Consider the following 17,679-nt stretch of genomic DNA (forward strand, 5'->3'; position numbering starts at 1 on the left):
TGACCTCGCCCTGAAACGTGCACGTGCAGGTGGCTCGTGCGTGTACTGGGGGTGAGGGTTCTCGGGCGTTCGGCGACGCTGCGTGGTAGATAGTTCACGCTTTGCTCACGATTCTCAGCATGCCTGTGTGACCTGGGTCTCTCGCGTTAGGCTTGTGCCCGGAAACAGCGACGGGAGCACGTGCACGCCCGGGAAGCACCGGGAACGGGCTCGCCCGGGCGGATCCGGGCCGCGACCGCGGTCCGGGTGGATCCCGGATCACGGGGGAGGAAGAAAGCCGATGTGCGCAACTCCGCAGAGGGCCGGCGACGGCCCGGTCGAGCTCGCCGAGGTGTCGTCGCTGACCATGCGCAAGGGCGTGTCCTGGGCCTAGCGCCCTGGGGCCGTCCGCCCTGGGCCTAAGATGCCACGGGTCCCGGGACGCGGCTTCGCGATCCCGGGCCGGGCGGCGCCCGCCCGCCGGCCCACCCGTTGAGGGGGATGTTCCTCTCGCGGGCCTCCGTCCCCGCCGGGGGGACGGGAACGTCGACTCCCGGAGGGGGCGGCATTGCGTGGACTACCTCTGGCTGCCTGGGCGTACGTCTGCGGTGTGGTGGCCCTCGCGGTCGGACTCATCGGGACGGCGTCCTACGCGGAGGTGGACTGGCGAACGCTGGCCGTGCTGGCCGTGCTGTTCCTGGTCTGCGACTCCGCTCCCGCGCGGCTGAACGTCGCCGGCGCCAGGGTCTCGCTGAGCTTCGCCGCGAGCCTGGCCTCGGTCGTCCTCGTGGGCCCCGCCGGGGCGGCACTGCTCGGCGGCACCGCCCTGATCACCGGGCAGCGCTTCTTCGCGCCGGTCAAGCGGCTGTTCAACGGCGCGCAGTTCGCGCTGAGCGGGTTCACCGCCGGGACGGTCTTCACCGTCCTCGGCGGGCACCGCTTCGAACCTCAGCAGGCGCAGTGGGCCGGGCACGTCATCGGCCCGTTCCTGGGCGCTCTCGTCACGTTCGTGTTCGTGAACATGGCGCTGACCGCCGGGATCCTCGTGCTGTCCCACCAGGCCGCGCCGCGCGAGCTGGTGCGCGAGTCCGGGACGGTCGTGGTCGGGTTCCTCGGCTACGGCATGTTCGGGCTGCTCATCGCCGGGCTGTGGCCGCGCGTCGGGCCGTTCGCCGCGGTGCTGGTGCTGCTGCCGCTGTTCATCGCCCGGTGGGCGTTCGAGCAGGCGCACGACCAGCGCAAGGCGCACGCGGCGACGCTGGCGGCGCTCTGCCAGGCCGTCGAGACAAAGGACTACTACACCCGCGGCCACTCCGAGCGGGTGTCACGCGGGTCGGTGATGATCGCGCAGGAGATCGGGATGCGGCCGGACCGGGTGGAGGCGATCCGGTACGCCGGGATGCTGCACGACGTCGGCAAGCTCGGCGTCCCGACCAAGGTGCTGCGCAAGTCCGGCAAGCTCTCCGAGGAGGAGTTCGCGGCCGTGCAGCTGCACCCGATGCGCGGGCTGGAGATCGTCCGGGAGATCGGGTTCCTGGACGAGGCGCTCGCCGGGATCATGCACCACCACGAGAAGATGAACGGGCGCGGCTACCCGATGGGCCTGGCCGGGGACGAGATCCCCGAGTTCGCGCGGGTGATCTCGGTGGCGGACGCGTTCGACTCCATGACCTCCACCCGCTCGTACCGGGCGGCGCGCAGCATCGAGGAGGCCGTCGCCGAACTGCGCCGGGGCATGGAGGACCACTTCGACCCGGCCATGGTCGAGGCGTTCCTGCGCGCGCTCGACCGGGACGGCTGGGAGCCGCCGGCGTCCGAGCCGCCGCCCGACGACGACGTCGTCGAGACCACGCAGCAGGACCACGACGACCCGAGCGTCCCCATCCGGGTCGAGGGCGACGAGCCCGTCCCCGGCAAGGGCGCCGCGCGGCCTGCGGCCGGTGGGACCGGGACCGGTGGGACCGGGACCGGTGGGACCGGCGCCGAGCGGCCCGCGGCCGGCGACGGGGTGTGGCGGCGGTGAGCGCGACCTCGCGGGGAGCGGCGCGGCGCGCGCCCACCCCGCGGACGGCGCGGCCGGGCCGTCCGGCGGTGGATCCGGGTCAGCTGCTGCTGGTCGCGGCGGCGGTGCTGCTGGTGATCGGGGCGGTGACGCAGGTCGCGGCGTCCGGGCTGCGGCAGCCGAACGTCGCGGTCGTGTTCGGCGTCCTGATCGCGCTCGGCGAGCTGTTCCGCATGATGATGCCCGGGAACCGGGAGGTCGCGCCGATCGCGACGGCCGGGGCGATCGGGTACGCGCTGCTCGCCGGGGTCGGTCCGCGCGGCGCGCCGAAGGACGCGCCGTTCGGCGGGGTCCCGGCGACGCACTCGGCGTTCCAGGTGGTCGCGGTGACGGCGGTCGCGGCGCTGCTCGGGTCGCTGCCGCACCTGGCGGTGGGGCGTCCGCCCCGTCCGGACGCGGTGGCGCGGCGGCTGATCTCGGTCGGGGTGGTGGCGCTGTGCTTCCGGCCGATGCTCGGCCTGCACCTCGGCTGGCGGGTCCTGCTGGTCGTGATGGGGGTCGCGGCGGTCCTGGCCTGCGTCCTCGACCTCGGGCTGGCCGCGCTGATCCGCGCCGAGGCCGTCCGGGCCCGGTTCGGGATCGCGATCCGGGACGAGTTCACCGCGAAGGCCGGGCTGTGCGCGGCGACCGCGGCGACGGCGATGCTGATCGCGGTCGCGACGACCGCGCTGGGGCCGGTGGCGCTGGCGGTGTTCACCGCGCCGATCCTGGTCACGCAGGTCGCGTTCCGCCGGTACGCGGGGATCCGCGCGACCTACCTGCAGACCGTCCGGGCGCTGTCGCGGGTCACCGAGGTCGGCGGGTACGTGGAGCGCGACCACTCGCGCCGGGTGGCGCGGCTGGCCGTCGAGATGGGCCGCGAGCTGGGCATGCCCGAGGCCGAGCTGCTGGAGCTGGAGTACGCGGCGCTGATGCACGACATCGGGCAGCTGTCGCTCGGCGACCCGATCCCGGGCGGCGCGACCGTCCTGGCCGCACCGGGGCAGCAGCTGCGCATCGCCGAGCTCGGCGCGGGCGTGATCGAGCAGACCGGGGTACTGGACGGGGTGGCGCGGATCGTCCGGCTGTCGTCGGCCCCGTACCGCGCCCCCGCCGCGCCGCCGTCGGACGGACGGGTCGAGACCGACCGGCAGGTTCCGCCGGGCCCGCCGCTCGCCAGCCGCATCATCAAGGTCGCCAACGCCTACGACGACCTGGTCGGAGACTCGAACGACCGGGACCGGGGCGCGGCCGTCCTGGAGCGCCTGCGGCTCGACTCGGCCGCCGAGTACGACCCGTCCGTGGTCGAGTCGCTCAGCCGCGTCGTCGACCGCCGCCCCCGCACCTAGCCTCCCGCGAGCTGGTTGAACAAGGGCAGGTGAACGGGAGGCCAACGCGGCGCACGGACAGACCTAGCGCCCGGTATTTGTCGGCGGACGGTTCGGACCCGCGGGCGTGTCGCCATTAGGTTGGGTGCTGCGGCCCGGAACCGAGTGAAGAAGGATGTGTCCGCTGGTGTTCGAATCGGTCCTTGTGGCCAACCGCGGCGAGATCGCCAGCCGGATCACGCGCACGGTGCGCGGGCTCGGGCTCAAGGCGGTCGCCGTCCACTCCGACGCCGACGCCGACCTGCCGTTCGTGCACGAGGCGGACGAGGCGGTGCTGATCGGCCCGTCGGCCCCCGCGCAGAGCTATCTGCACGCGCGCTCGGTGCTGGAGGCGGCCCGGCGGCACAACGCGCGGGCCGTCCACCCGGGGTACGGGTTCCTGGCGGAGGACGCGGGCTTCGCGCGCGCCGTGGAGGCGGCGGGGATGGCCTGGGTGGGCCCGCCGCCGCTGACGATCGCGCGGCTCGGAGACAAGATCAACGCGCGGAATTTGATGAAGGAGGCCGGGGTCCCGGTCGCGCCCGGTGTGTGGGAGCCCGTCCCGGACACCGAGACCGCGCTGGAGGAGGCCGCCCGGATCGGCTACCCGGTCATGGTGAAGGCCGCGTCCGGGGGCGGCGGCATCGGGATGGGCGTCGCGCACGACGAGGCGCGGCTGCGCGCGGTGTACCCGGCGGCGCGGTCGCGCGCGGAGATGTTCTTCGCCAGCGGGGACGTCCTGCTGGAGCGGTTCGTGCGCGGCGCGCGGCATGTCGAGGTGCAGGTCATCGGCCGTCCGGACGGGTCGGTCGTCGCGCTCGGCGACCGGGAGTGCTCGGTGCAGCGGCGGCACCAGAAGATCGTCGAGGAGGGCCCGGCGCCGGGCCTGCCGGACGCGATGCGCGCGCGGCTGCACCGGGCGGCGGTCCTGGCGGGCGAGGCGGTCGGCTACCGCGGCGCCGGGACGGTCGAGTTCCTCATCGACCCGGTGTCCGGCGAGTTCTATTTCGTGGAGATGAACGCGCGGCTGCAGGTCGAGCACCCGGTGACCGAGATGCTGACCGGCCTGGACCTGGTCGAGCAGCAGCTGCGGGTCGCGGCGGGGGAGCAGGTGTCGTTCGCGAACGTCCTGTCCCGGGGGCACGCGATCGAGCTGCGCGTGTACGCCGAGGACCCGTTCCGGTTCGCCCCGCGTCCGGGGCGGATCCGGGTCTGGGAGGAGCCGGTCGGGCCGGGCATCCGGATCGACGCCGGGTACGCCGAGGGCAACAGCGTCACGCCGTACTACGACCCGCTGCTCGCGAAGCTGATCGTCCATGCCGACACGCGGGAGGCGGCGCTCGCGCGGGCGCGCGCGGCGGTCGCGGCGTTCCGGATCGAGGGGACGCTGACCACGAACCTGCCGTTCCTGGCCGAGCTGCTGGACAACCCCGAGTTCGTCTCCGGCCGCTACGACACCGGGATCGTCGGGCGCATGCGTCCGGCCTCGAACTGAGGGCCGGTGTGGTGGGGGACGGCGTGGCGGGGGACGGTGTGGTGCGGGACGGTACGGTGCGTGCTGTGACCAGCGATGCCTACTGCGACCGGTGCGGCGAGGAACTCGGCGCCGGCGACCATGCCGCGTGCCGGACGGCCCGGGTCCTCGAGCCGCCGCGCTACTGCGGGAGCTGCCGCCGCCGGATGGTCGTCCAGGTGACGCCGCTCGGCTGGACGGCCCGCTGCGTCGAGCACGGCACCACCACCTCCTGACCCGGTCCCCTCCGCCGCCGTCTTGCGCGATCACGCCAAGGCGGCGGCGTTCGCATTGGCGGAAGCTGCCAAAGTTCGAAGGGCCGCCGAGCTGGTTCGGTGCGCCATCTGGGGTGGTCGACAGGCGGCCCGGCGGCGGCGCGGCGCGGGTCTTGCCGGGCGGCGGACGGCTGGTTACGTTGCCCGGTAATTGAAAAGAAACTTTCCTAACTGATCAGCTGCAGCGCCATCGGGGTTCGGGGATCGGGGTCCGCGTCCGTCCGTCGTCACCGTGCTCTGGAGTCGCTTTGCGCTCTCGAACCAGCTCACCGCCGCGCGTGCCCGCCGTGCTCAGCGTGCTCACGGCCCTGCTCGCCGCCCTGCTCGTGCCGCTCGCCGCCGTCCCCGCGCCCGCGCGGGCCGACGGGACGCCCACCGCCGCGTTCGCGAAGGTCTCCGACTGGGGCTCGGGGTGGCAGGGGCAGTTCACCCTCACGAACGGCTCGTCCCAGACCGTCAGCGGGTGGAAGGTCGCGTTCGACCTGCCCTCGGGCACGACCGTCGGCTCGTACTGGGACGCCCTGCTCACCTCGGCCCCGCCCCACTACACCTTCACGAACCGGGACTACAACGCGTCCATCCCGCCCGGCGGGACGGTCACGTTCGGGTTCCTCGGCGCGGGCTCCGGCGCGCCCGCGAACTGCACGCTGAACGGCGCGTCCTGCTCCGGCGGCGGGACGACCCCGCCCGGCGGGCTCGGCACGCCCGGCACGCCGTCCGTCAGCGGCCGCACCGACTCGTCCCTCACCCTGACCTGGACGGCCGGGACCGGCACCCCCACCGGCTACCACGTCTACGAGGGCTCCACGCTCGCGGCGACCGTCTCCGGGACGACCGCGACGCTGTCCGGCCTCACCGCCTGCTCGACGCACACCTACACGGTCAAGGCGTACGACGCCAACGGCGAGTCCGCGGCGAGCTCCGCCGCCACCGGAACCACCAGCGGATGCGCGACGGGCCCGCTGCCCAAGCACTTCCTCACCGGCTACTGGCAGGACTTCGTCAACTCCGCCAAGGCGCTCAGGCTCGCGGACGTCCCGAGCGAGTACGACCTGGTCGCCGTCGCGTTCGGCGACGCGACGAGCAAGCCCGGCGAGGTCGCGTTCAACCTCGACCCCGGCCTGTCGTCGGCGCTCGGCGGTTACACGGACGCGCAGTTCAAGGCCGACATCGCCACGCTGCACGCCAAGGGCAAGAAGGTGATCCTGTCGGTCGGCGGCCAGGACGGGACGGTCCAGGTCGGGGACGCGTCGTCCGCCGCGACCTTCGCGTCCAGCATGGGCCAGCTCATCAGCGCGTACGGGTTCGACGGGGTCGACATCGACCTCGAGAACGGCGTCAACCCGACCTCCATGGAGCAGGCGCTGCGCGCGCTGCGCTCGCAGGTCGGCGCGAATCTGATCATCACTATGGCGCCGCAGACCATCGACATGCAGTCCACCGGCGCGTCCTACTTCCAGCTCGCGCTGAAGATCAAGGACATCCTGACCGTCGTCCACACCCAGTACTACAACTCCGGCTCCATGCTCGGCTGCGATCAGAAGGTGTACGGGCAGGGCACGGTCGACTTCATGACCGCGCTCGCCTGCATCCAGCTGCAGAACGGGCTGCGGCCCGACCAGGTCGCGCTGGGTCTGCCCGCCGGGCCGGGCGCGGCGGGCGGCGGCGTCGTCTCGCCGGGCCTGGTGAACAGCGCACTGGACTGCCTCGCGCGCGGGACGAACTGCGGCTTGTTCAAGCCCTCGCAGACCTATCCGGACATCCGCGGCGCGATGACGTGGTCCATCAACTGGGACGTCACGAACGGCGGCGGCTTCGCCAAGACCGTCCGGCCACACCTCGACACCCTTCCCTAGCCCCCCGCCGTCTCCCACCCCGAAAGAAGGATGACCACGCGATCTGCCCACGCGAAGGTCGCCCTCGCGGTCGCCGCCGTCCCCGCGGCGTCCTTGGTCGCCGTGCTGGCCGCGTCCGCAGGGACCGCGTCCGCGCACGGCACGATGTCCGACCCGCCCAGCCGGGTGTTCGTCTGCAAGCAGGAGGGACCGGAGAACCCGTCGTCCGACGCCTGCAAGGCCGCCGTCGCGGTCGCGGGCACCCAGCCGTTCTACGACTGGAACGAGGTGTCCCGGCTGGACGCGGCCGGGAACTCCCGGGAGATCATCCCGGACGGCCAGCTGTGCAGCGCGGGCCGCGCCAAGTACCGCGGCCTGGACCTGCAGCGCGCCGACTGGCCCGCCAAGGCCGTCCAGCCCGGGCCGCTGACCGTCACCTACTACGCCACCGCGCCGCATCAGGACAGCAACTTCGAGTTCTACATCACCCGCGACGGCTGGGACCCGACGCAGCCGCTCCGCTGGGCCGACCTCGTGCCGCTCGCCTCGTTCACCCACCAGAACCCGTCCACGTACACGCAGTGGACGCTGAACCTGCCGCAGCGCACCGGCCGCCACCTGATCTACTCGATCTGGCAGCGGGTCGTCGGCAGCGACGAGGCGTTCTACACCTGCTCGGACGTGGACTTCGGCGGCTCCACGACACCCACCCCGCCCCCGACCACACCCCCACCCACAACACCCCCGACGACTCCGCCTCCCACGACGCCGCCGCCCACGCAGCAGCCCGGTGGCACCTGGACGGCCGGGAAGGCCTACGCGGCCGGCGACCAGGTCACCTACGACGGCGTCACCTACACCTGCCTTCAGGGCCACACCGCGATCGCGGGATGGGAACCGCCGAACGCTCCGGCGTTGTGGCGATCCGCGTGACCGTGCGGTGGGCCGTCCTCGCCGTGGCCGCCGCGTGCGCGCTGCTCCTGCTCGGACGATGTGGGGCGGCCGGTGGCTCCACGTCGCCGGCGGCGCCGCGCGGCGGTCCCGGCTTCAACCCCACCGACGTGATGTTCCTGCAGATGATGGCCCCGCACGAGGGCCAGGGCGTGACCCTGGCCCGGCTCGCGGACGGTTCGCGGGGCCGCCCGGTGCGTCCGGAGGTCGCGCGGCTCGCCGCGGCGATCGCCAGTACGCAGCTCACCGAGGTCCGGTCGATGTCGGCGCGGCTGCGCTACTGGCACCGTCCGGCGACCGCCGCGCCCGGTTCGCACGCCGCGCACGGCGGGATGCCCGCGACCTCGGCCGCCGCCGTCCGGTCCGTCGAGCGCGCCCCGGCCGGCGGGTTCGAGCGCGCCTTCCTCAACCTGCTCATCGCCCACCAGGACGACGCCGTCCAGATGGCCCGGATGGAGACCGCGCGCGGCGAGAACGCCTGGGCGCGCTCCCTCGCCGCGAACATCGACCGCTCACGCTCGGCGGAGATCGCCACGATGCTGGCGCTCCTCGACCCCCGAAGTAGGTGACGGCCCATGCGCCGACTGCTCGCCGCCCTCATCCCCCTGTTCCTCGTCGCCGCGCTCGCCGCTCCGGCGCACGCCGCGGACGGACGCCTGACCGCCGCGTTCAGCCTGTCCGGGACGACCGGGAAGTACGTCGTGTCCAATCCCGGGACGACCGCCGTGTCCGGCTGGACGCTGGTGTTCCAGCTGCCGTCCGGGGTGACCGCGTCCAACCCGCAGAACGCGACGATCACCCAGAACGGCACGAAGGTCACCCTGAAGCCCGCCTTCTACATCGACACCCTCCAGGGCGGGAAGACCACCGAGCCGTACAGCCCGGCGTTCACCCTCAGCCAGGCCGTCCAGCCGACGTCGTGCCTGCTCAACGGCGCGAACTGCGACGGCTCGGGTGCCCCGCCGCCGACCCTGACCGGGGTCACCGCCGACTATTCGGTCAGCGGCTCGACCGGCACGTTCGTCGTCGCCAATCACGGCACGGCCGCCGTGAACGGCTGGACGGTCGTCTTCACGCTCCCGTCCGGCGTGACGGCGAGCAACGCCAGCAACGGCTCGATCAGCCAGACCGGCAACACCGTCACGCTCACGCCCGCGTACTTCAACACCACGATCGCGGCGGGGAAGACGACCGATCCGTACAGCCCGACGTTCACGCTCAGCTCGTCCGGCGCGGAGCCGACGTCCTGCCGGGTGAACGACGCCAACTGCGACGGGACCCCGGACACGGCGCCGTCCGCGCCGACCGGCCTGAAGGTCGTCGTGAAGACCACCAAGTCCGTCACGCTCGGCTGGGACGCGGCGCAGGCCGGGAGCCTCCCGGTCACCGCCTACGACATCTACAACGGCTCCACGGTCGCCGCGACCGTCTCCGGGACGACGGCGACGGTCAGCGGCCTGACCCCGAACACCGCCTACTCGTTCACCGTGAAGGCCAAGGACCGCAAGGGCAACGCGTCCGCTGCCAGCGCGGCCGTGTCCGTCACCACCAACAACCCGTCGGACGACACGACCCCGCCGTCCGTCCCCGGCAACCTGCACAGCACCGGCAAGGACTCCAGCAGCGTCAAGCTCGCCTGGGACGCGTCCACCGACAACACCGGCGTCGCGAACTACGACGTCCTCGTGAACGGCAAGACCGCCACGACCGTCACCGGGACGAGCGCGACGGTCACCGGCCTCTCGCCGTCCACGGCGTACTCGTTCACCGTCCTCGCCCGCGACCAGTACGACAACGTGTCCGCCCAGAGCACGCCCTTGCAGGTCACCACGGACGACGTGGTCAGCGGGTACGCCCGCGTCGGCTACTTCGTCCAGTGGGGGATCTACGGACGCCAGTACTTCGTGAAGAACCTCGACTCGACCGGCAACGCGGCCAAGCTCACGCACATCAACTACGCGTTCGGCAACATCGACCCGACCAACCTGACCTGCCTGGAGGGCGTCACCAAGGGCACCACGTCCGACCCGGAGGACCCGAGCCAGGGGGACGGCGCGGGCGACGCCGACGCCGACTACGCGCGGCCGATGTCGGCGGCGCAGTCCGTCGACGGCCAGGCCGACACCGGCTACGAGCCCCTGCGCGGCAACTTCAACCAGCTGAGGAAGCTCAAGGCCAAGCACCCGAACCTGAAGATCCTGATGTCGCTCGGCGGCTGGACGTACTCCAAGTACTTCTCGGACGTCGCCGCGACCGACGCGTCCCGCAAGAAGTTCGTCTCGTCCTGCATCGACACCTACATCAAGGGCAACCTGCCGTCCTACAACGGCGCGGGCGGAGCGGGCACGGCCGCAGGGATCTTCGACGGCATCGACGTCGACTGGGAGTGGCCCGGCGCGGAGGGCCACCCCGGCAACCACGTCGGCGCGAACGACAAGGCCAACCTGACCCTGCTGCTCGCCGAGTTCCGCAGCCAGCTGGACGCACTTGGGCAGCAGGGCGGCAAGCGCTACCTGCTCACCGCCTTCTCGCCCGCCGACCCCGCGAAGGTCAGCGCGGGCTGGGACCTGCCCGGCGCCGCCAAGTCGATCGACATCTTCAACGTCCAGGGCTACGACTTCCACGGCTCGGGCAGCGACAACTCCTGGGAGCCGAACCGGACCGGGCACGCGGGCAACCTGTACACCGACACCAACGATCCGTACTCGTTCCACTTCAGCGTGGAGAACGCCGTCAACGCCTACCTCGGCGCCGGAGTGAACCCGCGCAAGCTGGACATCGGGTTCGCCTACTACGGACGCGGCTGGCAGGGCGTCACCGACGGCGGCGTCCACGGCGAATGGCAGGCCGCGCAGGGAGCGGCGCCCGGGCAGTTCGCGGAGGAGGCCGGGACGCGCGGCTACAGCAACCTCATCGCCAGCGTCCCGAACTGCACCGTCTACCACAACGAACAGGCCGTGGCCTCCTACTGCTACACCGGCAGCGGAGGGCAGTGGTGGTCGTTCGACGACCCGTGGTCGATCGGCAAGAAGACCGCGTGGCTGAAGAGCAAGGGCCTGCTCGGCGCGATGATCTGGGAGATGTCCGGTGACACCGGCACCCTGACCACCGCGCTCGACACCGGCCTGAACCAGGCCGCCGCCAAGAAGTAGGAGAACGCCGCAAGAGAGTGGGAAAACGAGGTTCCCGCCCGGCCGTCATGTCCCTGCGGTCGGGTGGGTCCTGCTCCGTTCCGTGAGGCGGCTCAGCCGAGAGCTCAGCCGAGAGGATCGCAGGACTTCTCGTCCGGGAGCAGCGGACGGATCCGGACCACGTAGACCTTCCCGTCGATGCTGAACCGCGTATCGGGCTTCGACGCCAGTTCCCGTAGGCGCGTCGCGTCCTTGCCCGAGTAGATCTGGCATCTTTGGTCGGCGCGCTGACTCGTGCCGAGCGGGGACAGCGGCCACGGGACGGTGCCGGGCGGCGCCGGGTGCTCACTGGTCTCGGACGCGATGGCCGCGAGCCGCTCCGGGCGGTAGACGTCCGGAGGGGACAGCTGATCGGCCGCGGGCCACTGCTCGGGCTGGAGCTTCTTCCACATCGCGGTGGCCGCGACGTGCTGCTCCTGCGGCATGACGACCTCGGTCCTCGCCGAGCCCATCCAGATCACCAGGACGTTCGCGTCCGCGATCAGGTGGTTGTACCGGATTTTCCGGGACCGCTGGAGGCCGGCCTTTCCCGCTTCGTCGAACAGCTTCTGCGCCGCCGCCTGCTTGAGGTGGTACCGCTTCAACGGCGAGCTCTTCCCGGGACCTTCGGAAGCGATCGCCGTGCCGTCCGCGTAGAGGGAGAAGTCGGGGATCGTCCCAGGGCCGCCAAGACCGCCGATGCCGGCCGTCATCTGCCAGCGCAGGACCAGATGGTCGCCGCCCTGCCCCGGAGGGAGCGCGGTGGCCGGGGGGTGTTCGTGCACGTAGGCCGCCTTCGATCCGCAACCGGTGAGCAGGGAAGCGCCCACCAGCACCGTTGTCACGCCGCGGGCCATCATGCCCGCCGATCGTGCGGAGGGAACCGCCATGCCGGTTGGACGCACCGCCGCAGGGCCCGGTTCCGCCAGTTTCCGGACGTCCCCGCGCGCGGAGCCGGGGACGGTATCGCCGCAGGTCGGATACAAACGGGGCGTCCGGACTCTGTGGGTTTCCCCGAGCGATCCGCCGAGGCCCCCGCGCTAGTGTCACGAGCGTGAGCGTGCTCGTGGTGACCGGGACCTGCACCGGAGTGGGAAAGACGGTGGCGACCGCGGCGGTGGCGTCGCTCGCCGCCGCGCGCGGCGCGTCGGTCGCCGTGGTCAAACCGGGCCAGACCGGCCTGCTGCCCGGCGAGGACGGCGACCTGGCCGACGTCCGGCGGCTCGCGGGCGTGGCCGATGTGCACGAGTACGCCCGGTTTCCGGATCCGCTGTCCCCGGCCGCGGCCGCCCGGCGCGCCGGGGTCGATCCTGTGGACCTGCCGTCCGTCGTCGGCCGGGTCAACGACCTCGCCGCGGAGCGCGACCTCGTGCTGGTGGAGGGCGCGGGCGGGCTGCTCGTCCGGTACGACGACGAGGGGAGCACGGTCGCCGACCTGGCCCGCTGGCTCGGCGCGTCCGTCCTGCTGGTCGTCCGGCCGGACCTCGGCACGCTCAACCACACCGCGCTCACGCTGGAGGCGATGGCGCACCGGGGCCTGAACCTGGCGGGCGTCGTGATCGGCTCCTGGCCGGACGACCCCGACCTGGCGATGCGCAGCAACCTGCAGGACCTGGAGACGCTCGCCGCGCGCCCGCTCGCCGGGGCGCTGCCGTCCGGAGCGGGCGCGCTCGACCCCGCCGAGTTCCTGCTCGCCGCGCACCGGGGGCTCGCCCCGGTGCTCGGCGGGACGTTCGACTCCGCCGCGTTCCGCGCGGAGCACGCCCCCACCAAGGAGAACCCGTGACCGACATCCTCGACATCGCCCGGCGGCAGGTCCTCGAGGAGGGGCGCGGCCTGGACGAGGCGCAGACCCTCCAGGTGCTGACCCTGCCGGACGACCGCGTCCAGGACGCCCTGGCCCTCGCGCACGAGGTCCGGATGCGCTGGTGCGGGCCGGAGGTCGAGGTCGAGGGCATCGTGTCGCTGAAGACCGGCGGCTGCCCGGAGGACTGCCACTTCTGCTCGCAGTCCGGGCAGTTCACCAGCCCCGTCCGGTCGGTGTGGCTGAACATCCCCGAACTGGTCGAGGCGGCGAAGGAGACCGCGAGGACCGGCGCGACCGAGTTCTGCATCGTCGCGGCCGTCCGCGGTCCGGACGAGCGGCTGATGTCCCAGGTCCGGGACGGCGTGAAGGCGATCAACGACGCGGTGGAGATCAACATCGCGTGCTCGCTCGGCATGCTCACCCAGGAGCAGGTGGACGAGCTGGCCGCGATGGGCGTGCATCGCTACAACCACAACCTGGAGACCGCCCGCTCCCACTTCCCGGACGTCGTCACCACCCACACCTGGGAGGAGCGCCGGGACACCCTGCGCATGGTCAAGGACGCGGGCATGGAGGTCTGCTGCGGCGGCATCGTCGGGATGGGCGAGACCGTCGGGCAGCGCGCCGAGTTCGCCGCCCAGCTCGCAGACATCGAGCCCGACGAGGTTCCGCTGAACTTCCTGGCGCCGCGTCCGGGCACGCCGTTCGCCGACTACCCGGTCGTCGAGGGCGCCGAGGCGCTGAAGACGATCGCGGCGTTCCGGCTCGCGCTGCCCCGCACGATCCTGCGCTACGCGGGCGGACGCGAGGTCACCCTCGGCGACCTCGGCACCCGCGACGGCATGCTCGGCGGCGTCAACGCGATCATCGTCGGCAACTACCTGACCACCCTCGGCCGCCCGGCCGAGCGGGACCTGGAGCTGCTCGCCGAGCTGCGGATGCCGATCAAGGCCCTGACCAAGACCCTCTAGAGGGTCAGTCGCGCTTGAGCCGGGTGATGAACTTGTACCGGTCGCCGCGGTAGAGGGACTGGGCCCACTCGACGGGTTGGCCGGTGGTGTCGAAGGCGTGCCGGGACAGCAGCAGCATCGGCAGGCCCACGTCCACGCCGAGCAGCTGGGCGTCGTGCGGCGTCGCCAGGACGGTCTCGATCGTCTCCTCGGCCTCGGCCAGGTGCACGTCGTAGGCCGTGGCGAGGGTCTCGTACAGCGACCGGTGCCGGGCGAACTCGCGGCGCAGGCCGGGGAAGCGGCGGGCGGGCAGGTGCGAGGTGTCGATCGACATCGGCTCGCCGTCCGCCAGCCGGAGCCGGTGGATGCGCAGGACGCGCCCGCCCGGGCGGATCGCCAGCAGCGCCGCGAGCCGCTCGTCCGCGCTCACGTACCCGGCGTCCAGGATGCGCGTCTCCGGATGCAGACCGTGATGGCGCATGTCCTCGGTGTAACTGACGAGCTGGAGCTCCTGCGAGACCTTCGGCTTGGCGACGAAGGTGCCCTTGCCCTGGATGCGCTGCAGCCGGCCCTCGACGACCAGCTCGGCGAGCGCCTGCCGGACCGTCGTGCGGGACGTCTCGTACTTCTCGGCGAGCGTCCGCTCAGGCGGCAGCGGGCTGCCGGGCGGAAGCGAGAGGATCAGCTCGACGAGCAGTTCCTTCAGCTTGTAGTACTTCGGGATGCGCGGAGCGGCGGAGGCCGAATGATGACGGCCGATGTCGCTCAACGGCGACCGCTCGTACCCGCCCGTGCGGCGGGACGGCGTGCCCCTGACCTCCGTCACGGCCTCTCCTCACGTTCATCATCGGTTGTCCCCGATGTTACGTGTGCAGACTACGGCCGGTAGAGCGCGCGATCATCTCCAGGGCCGCCCCGAGCGCGGTGAGTTCCGACTCCTCCAGGGTGGCGCGGGCGGTCAGCCGCAGGCAGGACCGGCCGTCCGGCACCGAGGGTGGCCGGAAGCAGCCGACCTTCAACCCGTTCTTGCGGCACAGGTCCCTGGCGTGCAAGGCGTCCTCCGGGGCGCCGAGGACGACCGGGACGACGGCCGCCGCCGGGTCCGGGGTCGTCTCCAGGCCGAGGCCGGACGCGAGGGCGGCGATGCGGCGGGCGCGGTCGCGGGCCCGTCCGGGAAGACCGGGTTCGGCCGCCAGGACGTCCAGGGCGGCGAGCGCGGCGCCCGCGGCGGCCGGGTTGAGGCCGGTGTCGAAGATGAACGCGCGGCTCGCGTCCACCAGCGTCGCGATCACCTCGGGCGCCCCGAGCACCGCCCCGCCCTGGGACGCCAGCGACTTCGACAGCGTGAGGGTGAGGACGACGTCGGGCTCCCCGGCGATCCCGGCGGCGTGCGCGGCGCCGCGTCCGCCGTCGCCGACCACGCCGAGCGCGTGCGCCTCGTCGATCACCAGCAGCGCGCCGTGCGCCCGGACGACCCGGTGCAGCCCCGCGAGGGGCGCGACGTCGCCGTCCACGGAGAAGACCGCGTCGGTGACGACCAGCGCGTGCGGCTCGTCACGCTCGGTGAGCGCCCGCTCGACGGCCGCCACGTCCCGGTGGGGGGTGATCACGACGCGGGACCGGGAGAGCCGGCAGGCGTCGACGATCGAGGCGTGGTTGGTCCGGTCGGAGACCACCAGGACGTCCCGTCCGCCGAGCGCGGCGATCGCGCCGAGGTTGGCCAGGTAGCCGGACGAGTACACCAGCCCGGCGGCCGTCCCGGTGAACGCGGCGAGGCGGCGGTCCAGCTCGGCGTGCAGCCCGGTGGTGCCGGTGACCAGGCGCGATCCGGTCGCGCCCGTCCCGTACTCCCGGACGGCCGCGACCGCGCCCGCCGCGAGCCGCGGGTCCCGGCACAGGCCCAGGTAGTCGTTGGACGCCAGGTCGATCAGCCCGTCGTGATCACCGTCCCGGGGGGACAGCGCCCGGGACAGCCCGGCCGCGTCCCGCAGCCGCGCGCCCGCGCGCAGCCGCGCCAGCGGATCGGTCGTGGTCGCCTGTTCGATGGTGGCCCCGGTCATGTCCGGCATCCTGCCAGGTCAGGGGCCGGTCCGGAGCACAGGATCGGTGCGCCATGATTGGTGCGTGCCTACCTTGACCGATCTGGTCCGCGATCAAACCGACCTGACCGACGAGGACCTGGAGTGGCTGCACGCGCTGGTCTCCGACTGGCAGCTGCTCGCCGACCTGTCCTTCGCCGACCTGGTGCTGTGGGTGCCGCTGCGGTCGGACGCGGTGCTGCCCCCGGCCGACCGGCGGGCCCGTCCGCAGCCGCCCGGATCGGTGCCCGGCTGGGTCGCGATCGCGCAGATGCGGCCCACCACCGGCCCGACCGCCTACCCGGACGACCTGGTCGGCAAGGTCGTCCGCACCGGACGGCGCGGGCTGATCGACGTGGCCTGGCGCGAGCGCCGGATCGTCCGGGAGGGCGACCCGGAGTGGGGCAGCGGCATCCCGGTCCGGGAGGAGTCCATCCCGGTCCGGCGCGGCGCGAAGATGCTCGGGGTGATCCAGCGCAGCACGAACCTGTCGTCCGCGCGCACCCCGTCCCGGCTCGAGCTGACCTACCTGCAGAGCGCCAGCGACCTCGCCCAGATGATCGCCGAGGGCCGGTTCCCGGTGCCGGGGGAGGAGCCCAACCTCGTCCGGTCGCCGCGGGTCGGGGACGGCCTGATCCGGCTCGACCGGTCCGGGCACGTCACCTACGCCAGCCCGAACGCGCAGTCGGCGTTCCGGCGGCTCGGCATGGCGACCGACCTGGTCGGCGAGTCCCTCGGCAAGATCACCCATGACCTGTGCGACACCGGCGAGCCGATGGAGGAGGCGCTGACCGTCGTCCTGTCCGGCCGGGCGCCGCGCGAGGTCGAGGTCGAGGCGCACGGCTCGATCATGCAGCTGCGGACGATCCCGCTGGTCGTCGGCGGCAACCGGATCGGCGCGATCGTGCTCTGCCGGGACGTCACCGAGCTGCGCTGGCGCGACCGCGAGCTGATGACCAAGGACGCCACCATCCGGGAGATCCACCACCGGGTGAAGAACAACCTCCAGACCGTAGCGGCGCTGCTGCGGCTCCAGGCCCGGCGGCTGCGCATCCCCGAGGGCCGCGCCGCGCTGGACGAGGCCGTCCGGCGGGTCGGGTCGATCGCGATCGTCCACGAGACCCTGTCGCACACCCCGGACGAACTGATCGACTTCGACGACATCGCCGACCGGGTGATCACGATGGCCGGGGAGGTGTCCACGCCCGAGACCAAGGTCGCGCCGAGCCGCACCGGCAGCTTCGGGGTGCTGCCCGCCGAGATCGCCACCCCGCTCGCGATGGCGCTGACCGAACTGCTGCAGAACGCGCTGGAGCACGGCCTCGCCAACCGCTACGGCACGCTGGAGGTGCTCGTCCGCCGGTACGGTGAGGGCGTCCCGGACGTCGCGCAGCGCGGCATCCGGGTCTGGGGCGACTGGCCCGACGACGAGCCCGAAGCGCCGTCCGGCGACAAGGGCGCCGGAGCCGAGCCGAGCGGCCGCCGCCTCGTCGTGACCGTCTCGGACGACGGCGTCGGGCTGCCCGACGACTTCGACATGGAGGCCAGCAACAGCCTCGGCCTCCAGATCGTCCGGACGCTGATCGTCGGCGAGCTGGGCGGCAAGCTGGAGTTCCACGCCCGCGACGGCGGCGGCACCGAGGTCGTCGTGGACGTCCCGCTCGACCATCACCAGCGCCCGCCGTCCCCGCCCATCGGCCGCTAGGACGCCGC

General features: G+C 72.7%; 14 protein-coding genes. 11 read left to right on the plus strand and 3 right to left on the minus strand.

Going from position 1 to position 17,679, the window contains the following annotated elements; genetic code table 11:
- Positions 1-547: 547 nt before the first annotated feature.
- The 8 genes from AB0L06_RS01950 (at position 548) to AB0L06_RS01985 (ending at position 11,113) form a co-directional block, all read left to right on the plus strand.
- Positions 548-2,002, plus strand: coding sequence for an HD-GYP domain-containing protein (locus AB0L06_RS01950; protein WP_500229010.1), 1,455 nt, complete (start codon positions 548-550; stop codon positions 2,000-2,002).
- Positions 1,999-3,369, plus strand: coding sequence for an HD-GYP domain-containing protein (locus AB0L06_RS01955; RefSeq protein ID WP_500229011.1), 1,371 nt, complete (start codon positions 1,999-2,001; stop codon positions 3,367-3,369). Before AB0L06_RS01950 ends, AB0L06_RS01955 begins: the two co-directional genes overlap by 4 nt.
- A gap of 166 nt (positions 3,370-3,535) precedes the next feature.
- Positions 3,536-4,882, plus strand: coding sequence for an acetyl-CoA carboxylase biotin carboxylase subunit (locus AB0L06_RS01960; protein WP_500229012.1), 1,347 nt, complete (start codon positions 3,536-3,538; stop codon positions 4,880-4,882).
- 65 nt (positions 4,883-4,947) lie between these two features.
- Positions 4,948-5,136, plus strand: coding sequence for a biotin synthase auxiliary protein BsaP (gene bsaP / locus AB0L06_RS01965; RefSeq protein ID WP_500229013.1), 189 nt, complete (start codon positions 4,948-4,950; stop codon positions 5,134-5,136).
- A gap of 287 nt (positions 5,137-5,423) precedes the next feature.
- Positions 5,424-7,031, plus strand: a complete 1,608-nt coding sequence (locus tag AB0L06_RS01970; RefSeq protein ID WP_500229014.1) for a chitinase — start codon at positions 5,424-5,426, stop codon at positions 7,029-7,031.
- 30 nt (positions 7,032-7,061) lie between these two features.
- On the plus strand, positions 7,062-7,943 hold the full coding sequence (locus AB0L06_RS01975; protein WP_500229015.1) for a lytic polysaccharide monooxygenase auxiliary activity family 9 protein: 882 nt from the start codon (positions 7,062-7,064) through the stop codon (positions 7,941-7,943).
- Positions 7,940-8,530 (plus strand): DUF305 domain-containing protein, encoded by a 591-nt coding sequence (locus AB0L06_RS01980; protein WP_500229016.1) that lies wholly within the window; start codon positions 7,940-7,942, stop codon positions 8,528-8,530. The genes AB0L06_RS01975 and AB0L06_RS01980 overlap by 4 nt, the downstream gene beginning before the upstream one ends.
- A 6-nt stretch (positions 8,531-8,536) precedes the next feature.
- On the plus strand, positions 8,537-11,113 hold the full coding sequence (locus AB0L06_RS01985) for a glycosyl hydrolase family 18 protein (RefSeq protein WP_500229017.1): 2,577 nt from the start codon (positions 8,537-8,539) through the stop codon (positions 11,111-11,113).
- Positions 11,114-11,217: 104 nt separating this feature from the next.
- Here AB0L06_RS01985 and AB0L06_RS01990 read toward each other — a convergent pair whose 3' ends face one another.
- Positions 11,218-11,991: a hypothetical protein gene (locus tag AB0L06_RS01990; RefSeq protein ID WP_500229018.1), complete on the minus strand. Its 774-nt coding sequence runs from the start codon at positions 11,989-11,991 to the stop codon at positions 11,218-11,220.
- 194 nt (positions 11,992-12,185) lie between these two features.
- Here AB0L06_RS01990 and bioD point away from each other — a divergent pair, with 194 nt between their 5' ends.
- Positions 12,186-12,917, plus strand: a complete 732-nt coding sequence (bioD, locus tag AB0L06_RS01995) for a dethiobiotin synthase (protein ID WP_500229019.1) — start codon at positions 12,186-12,188, stop codon at positions 12,915-12,917.
- On the plus strand, positions 12,914-13,909 hold the full coding sequence (gene bioB, locus AB0L06_RS02000) for a biotin synthase BioB (RefSeq protein WP_500229020.1): 996 nt from the start codon (positions 12,914-12,916) through the stop codon (positions 13,907-13,909). Before bioD ends, bioB begins: the two co-directional genes overlap by 4 nt.
- Before the next feature lie 4 nt (positions 13,910-13,913).
- On the opposite strand, the gene AB0L06_RS02005 is transcribed toward bioB, so the two are convergent.
- A complete protein-coding gene (locus AB0L06_RS02005; protein WP_500229299.1) occupies positions 13,914-14,657 on the minus strand; it encodes a GntR family transcriptional regulator in 744 nt (247 codons plus the stop codon).
- Positions 14,658-14,751: 94 nt separating this feature from the next.
- Positions 14,752-15,948, minus strand: a complete 1,197-nt coding sequence (locus AB0L06_RS02010) for an 8-amino-7-oxononanoate synthase (RefSeq protein WP_500229021.1) — start codon at positions 15,946-15,948, stop codon at positions 14,752-14,754.
- A gap of 64 nt (positions 15,949-16,012) precedes the next feature.
- Between AB0L06_RS02010 and AB0L06_RS02015 the strand changes: the two genes are divergently transcribed.
- Positions 16,013-17,671, plus strand: coding sequence for a GAF domain-containing sensor histidine kinase (locus AB0L06_RS02015; RefSeq protein WP_500229022.1), 1,659 nt, complete (start codon positions 16,013-16,015; stop codon positions 17,669-17,671).
- Positions 17,672-17,679 lie beyond the last annotated feature (8 nt).

Origin of the sequence: Spirillospora sp. NPDC052269 (assembly GCF_040679435.1) — a bacterium.
Classification (GTDB): Bacteria; Actinomycetota; Actinomycetes; order Streptosporangiales; family Streptosporangiaceae; genus Spirillospora.

What these genes read in the sequence shown, in the direction of transcription:
- AB0L06_RS01985 (WP_500229017.1), top strand. Translation starts at nt 8,537, where the DNA reads ATGCGCCGACTGCTCGCCGCCCTCATCCCCCTGTTCCTCGTCGCCGCG.
- AB0L06_RS02010 (WP_500229021.1), bottom strand. Translation starts at nt 15,948, where the DNA reads ATGACCGGGGCCACCATCGAACAGGCGACCACGACCGATCCGCTGGCG.
- AB0L06_RS01975 (WP_500229015.1), top strand. Translation starts at nt 7,062, where the DNA reads ATGACCACGCGATCTGCCCACGCGAAGGTCGCCCTCGCGGTCGCCGCC.
- AB0L06_RS01990 (WP_500229018.1), bottom strand. Translation starts at nt 11,991, where the DNA reads ATGATGGCCCGCGGCGTGACAACGGTGCTGGTGGGCGCTTCCCTGCTC.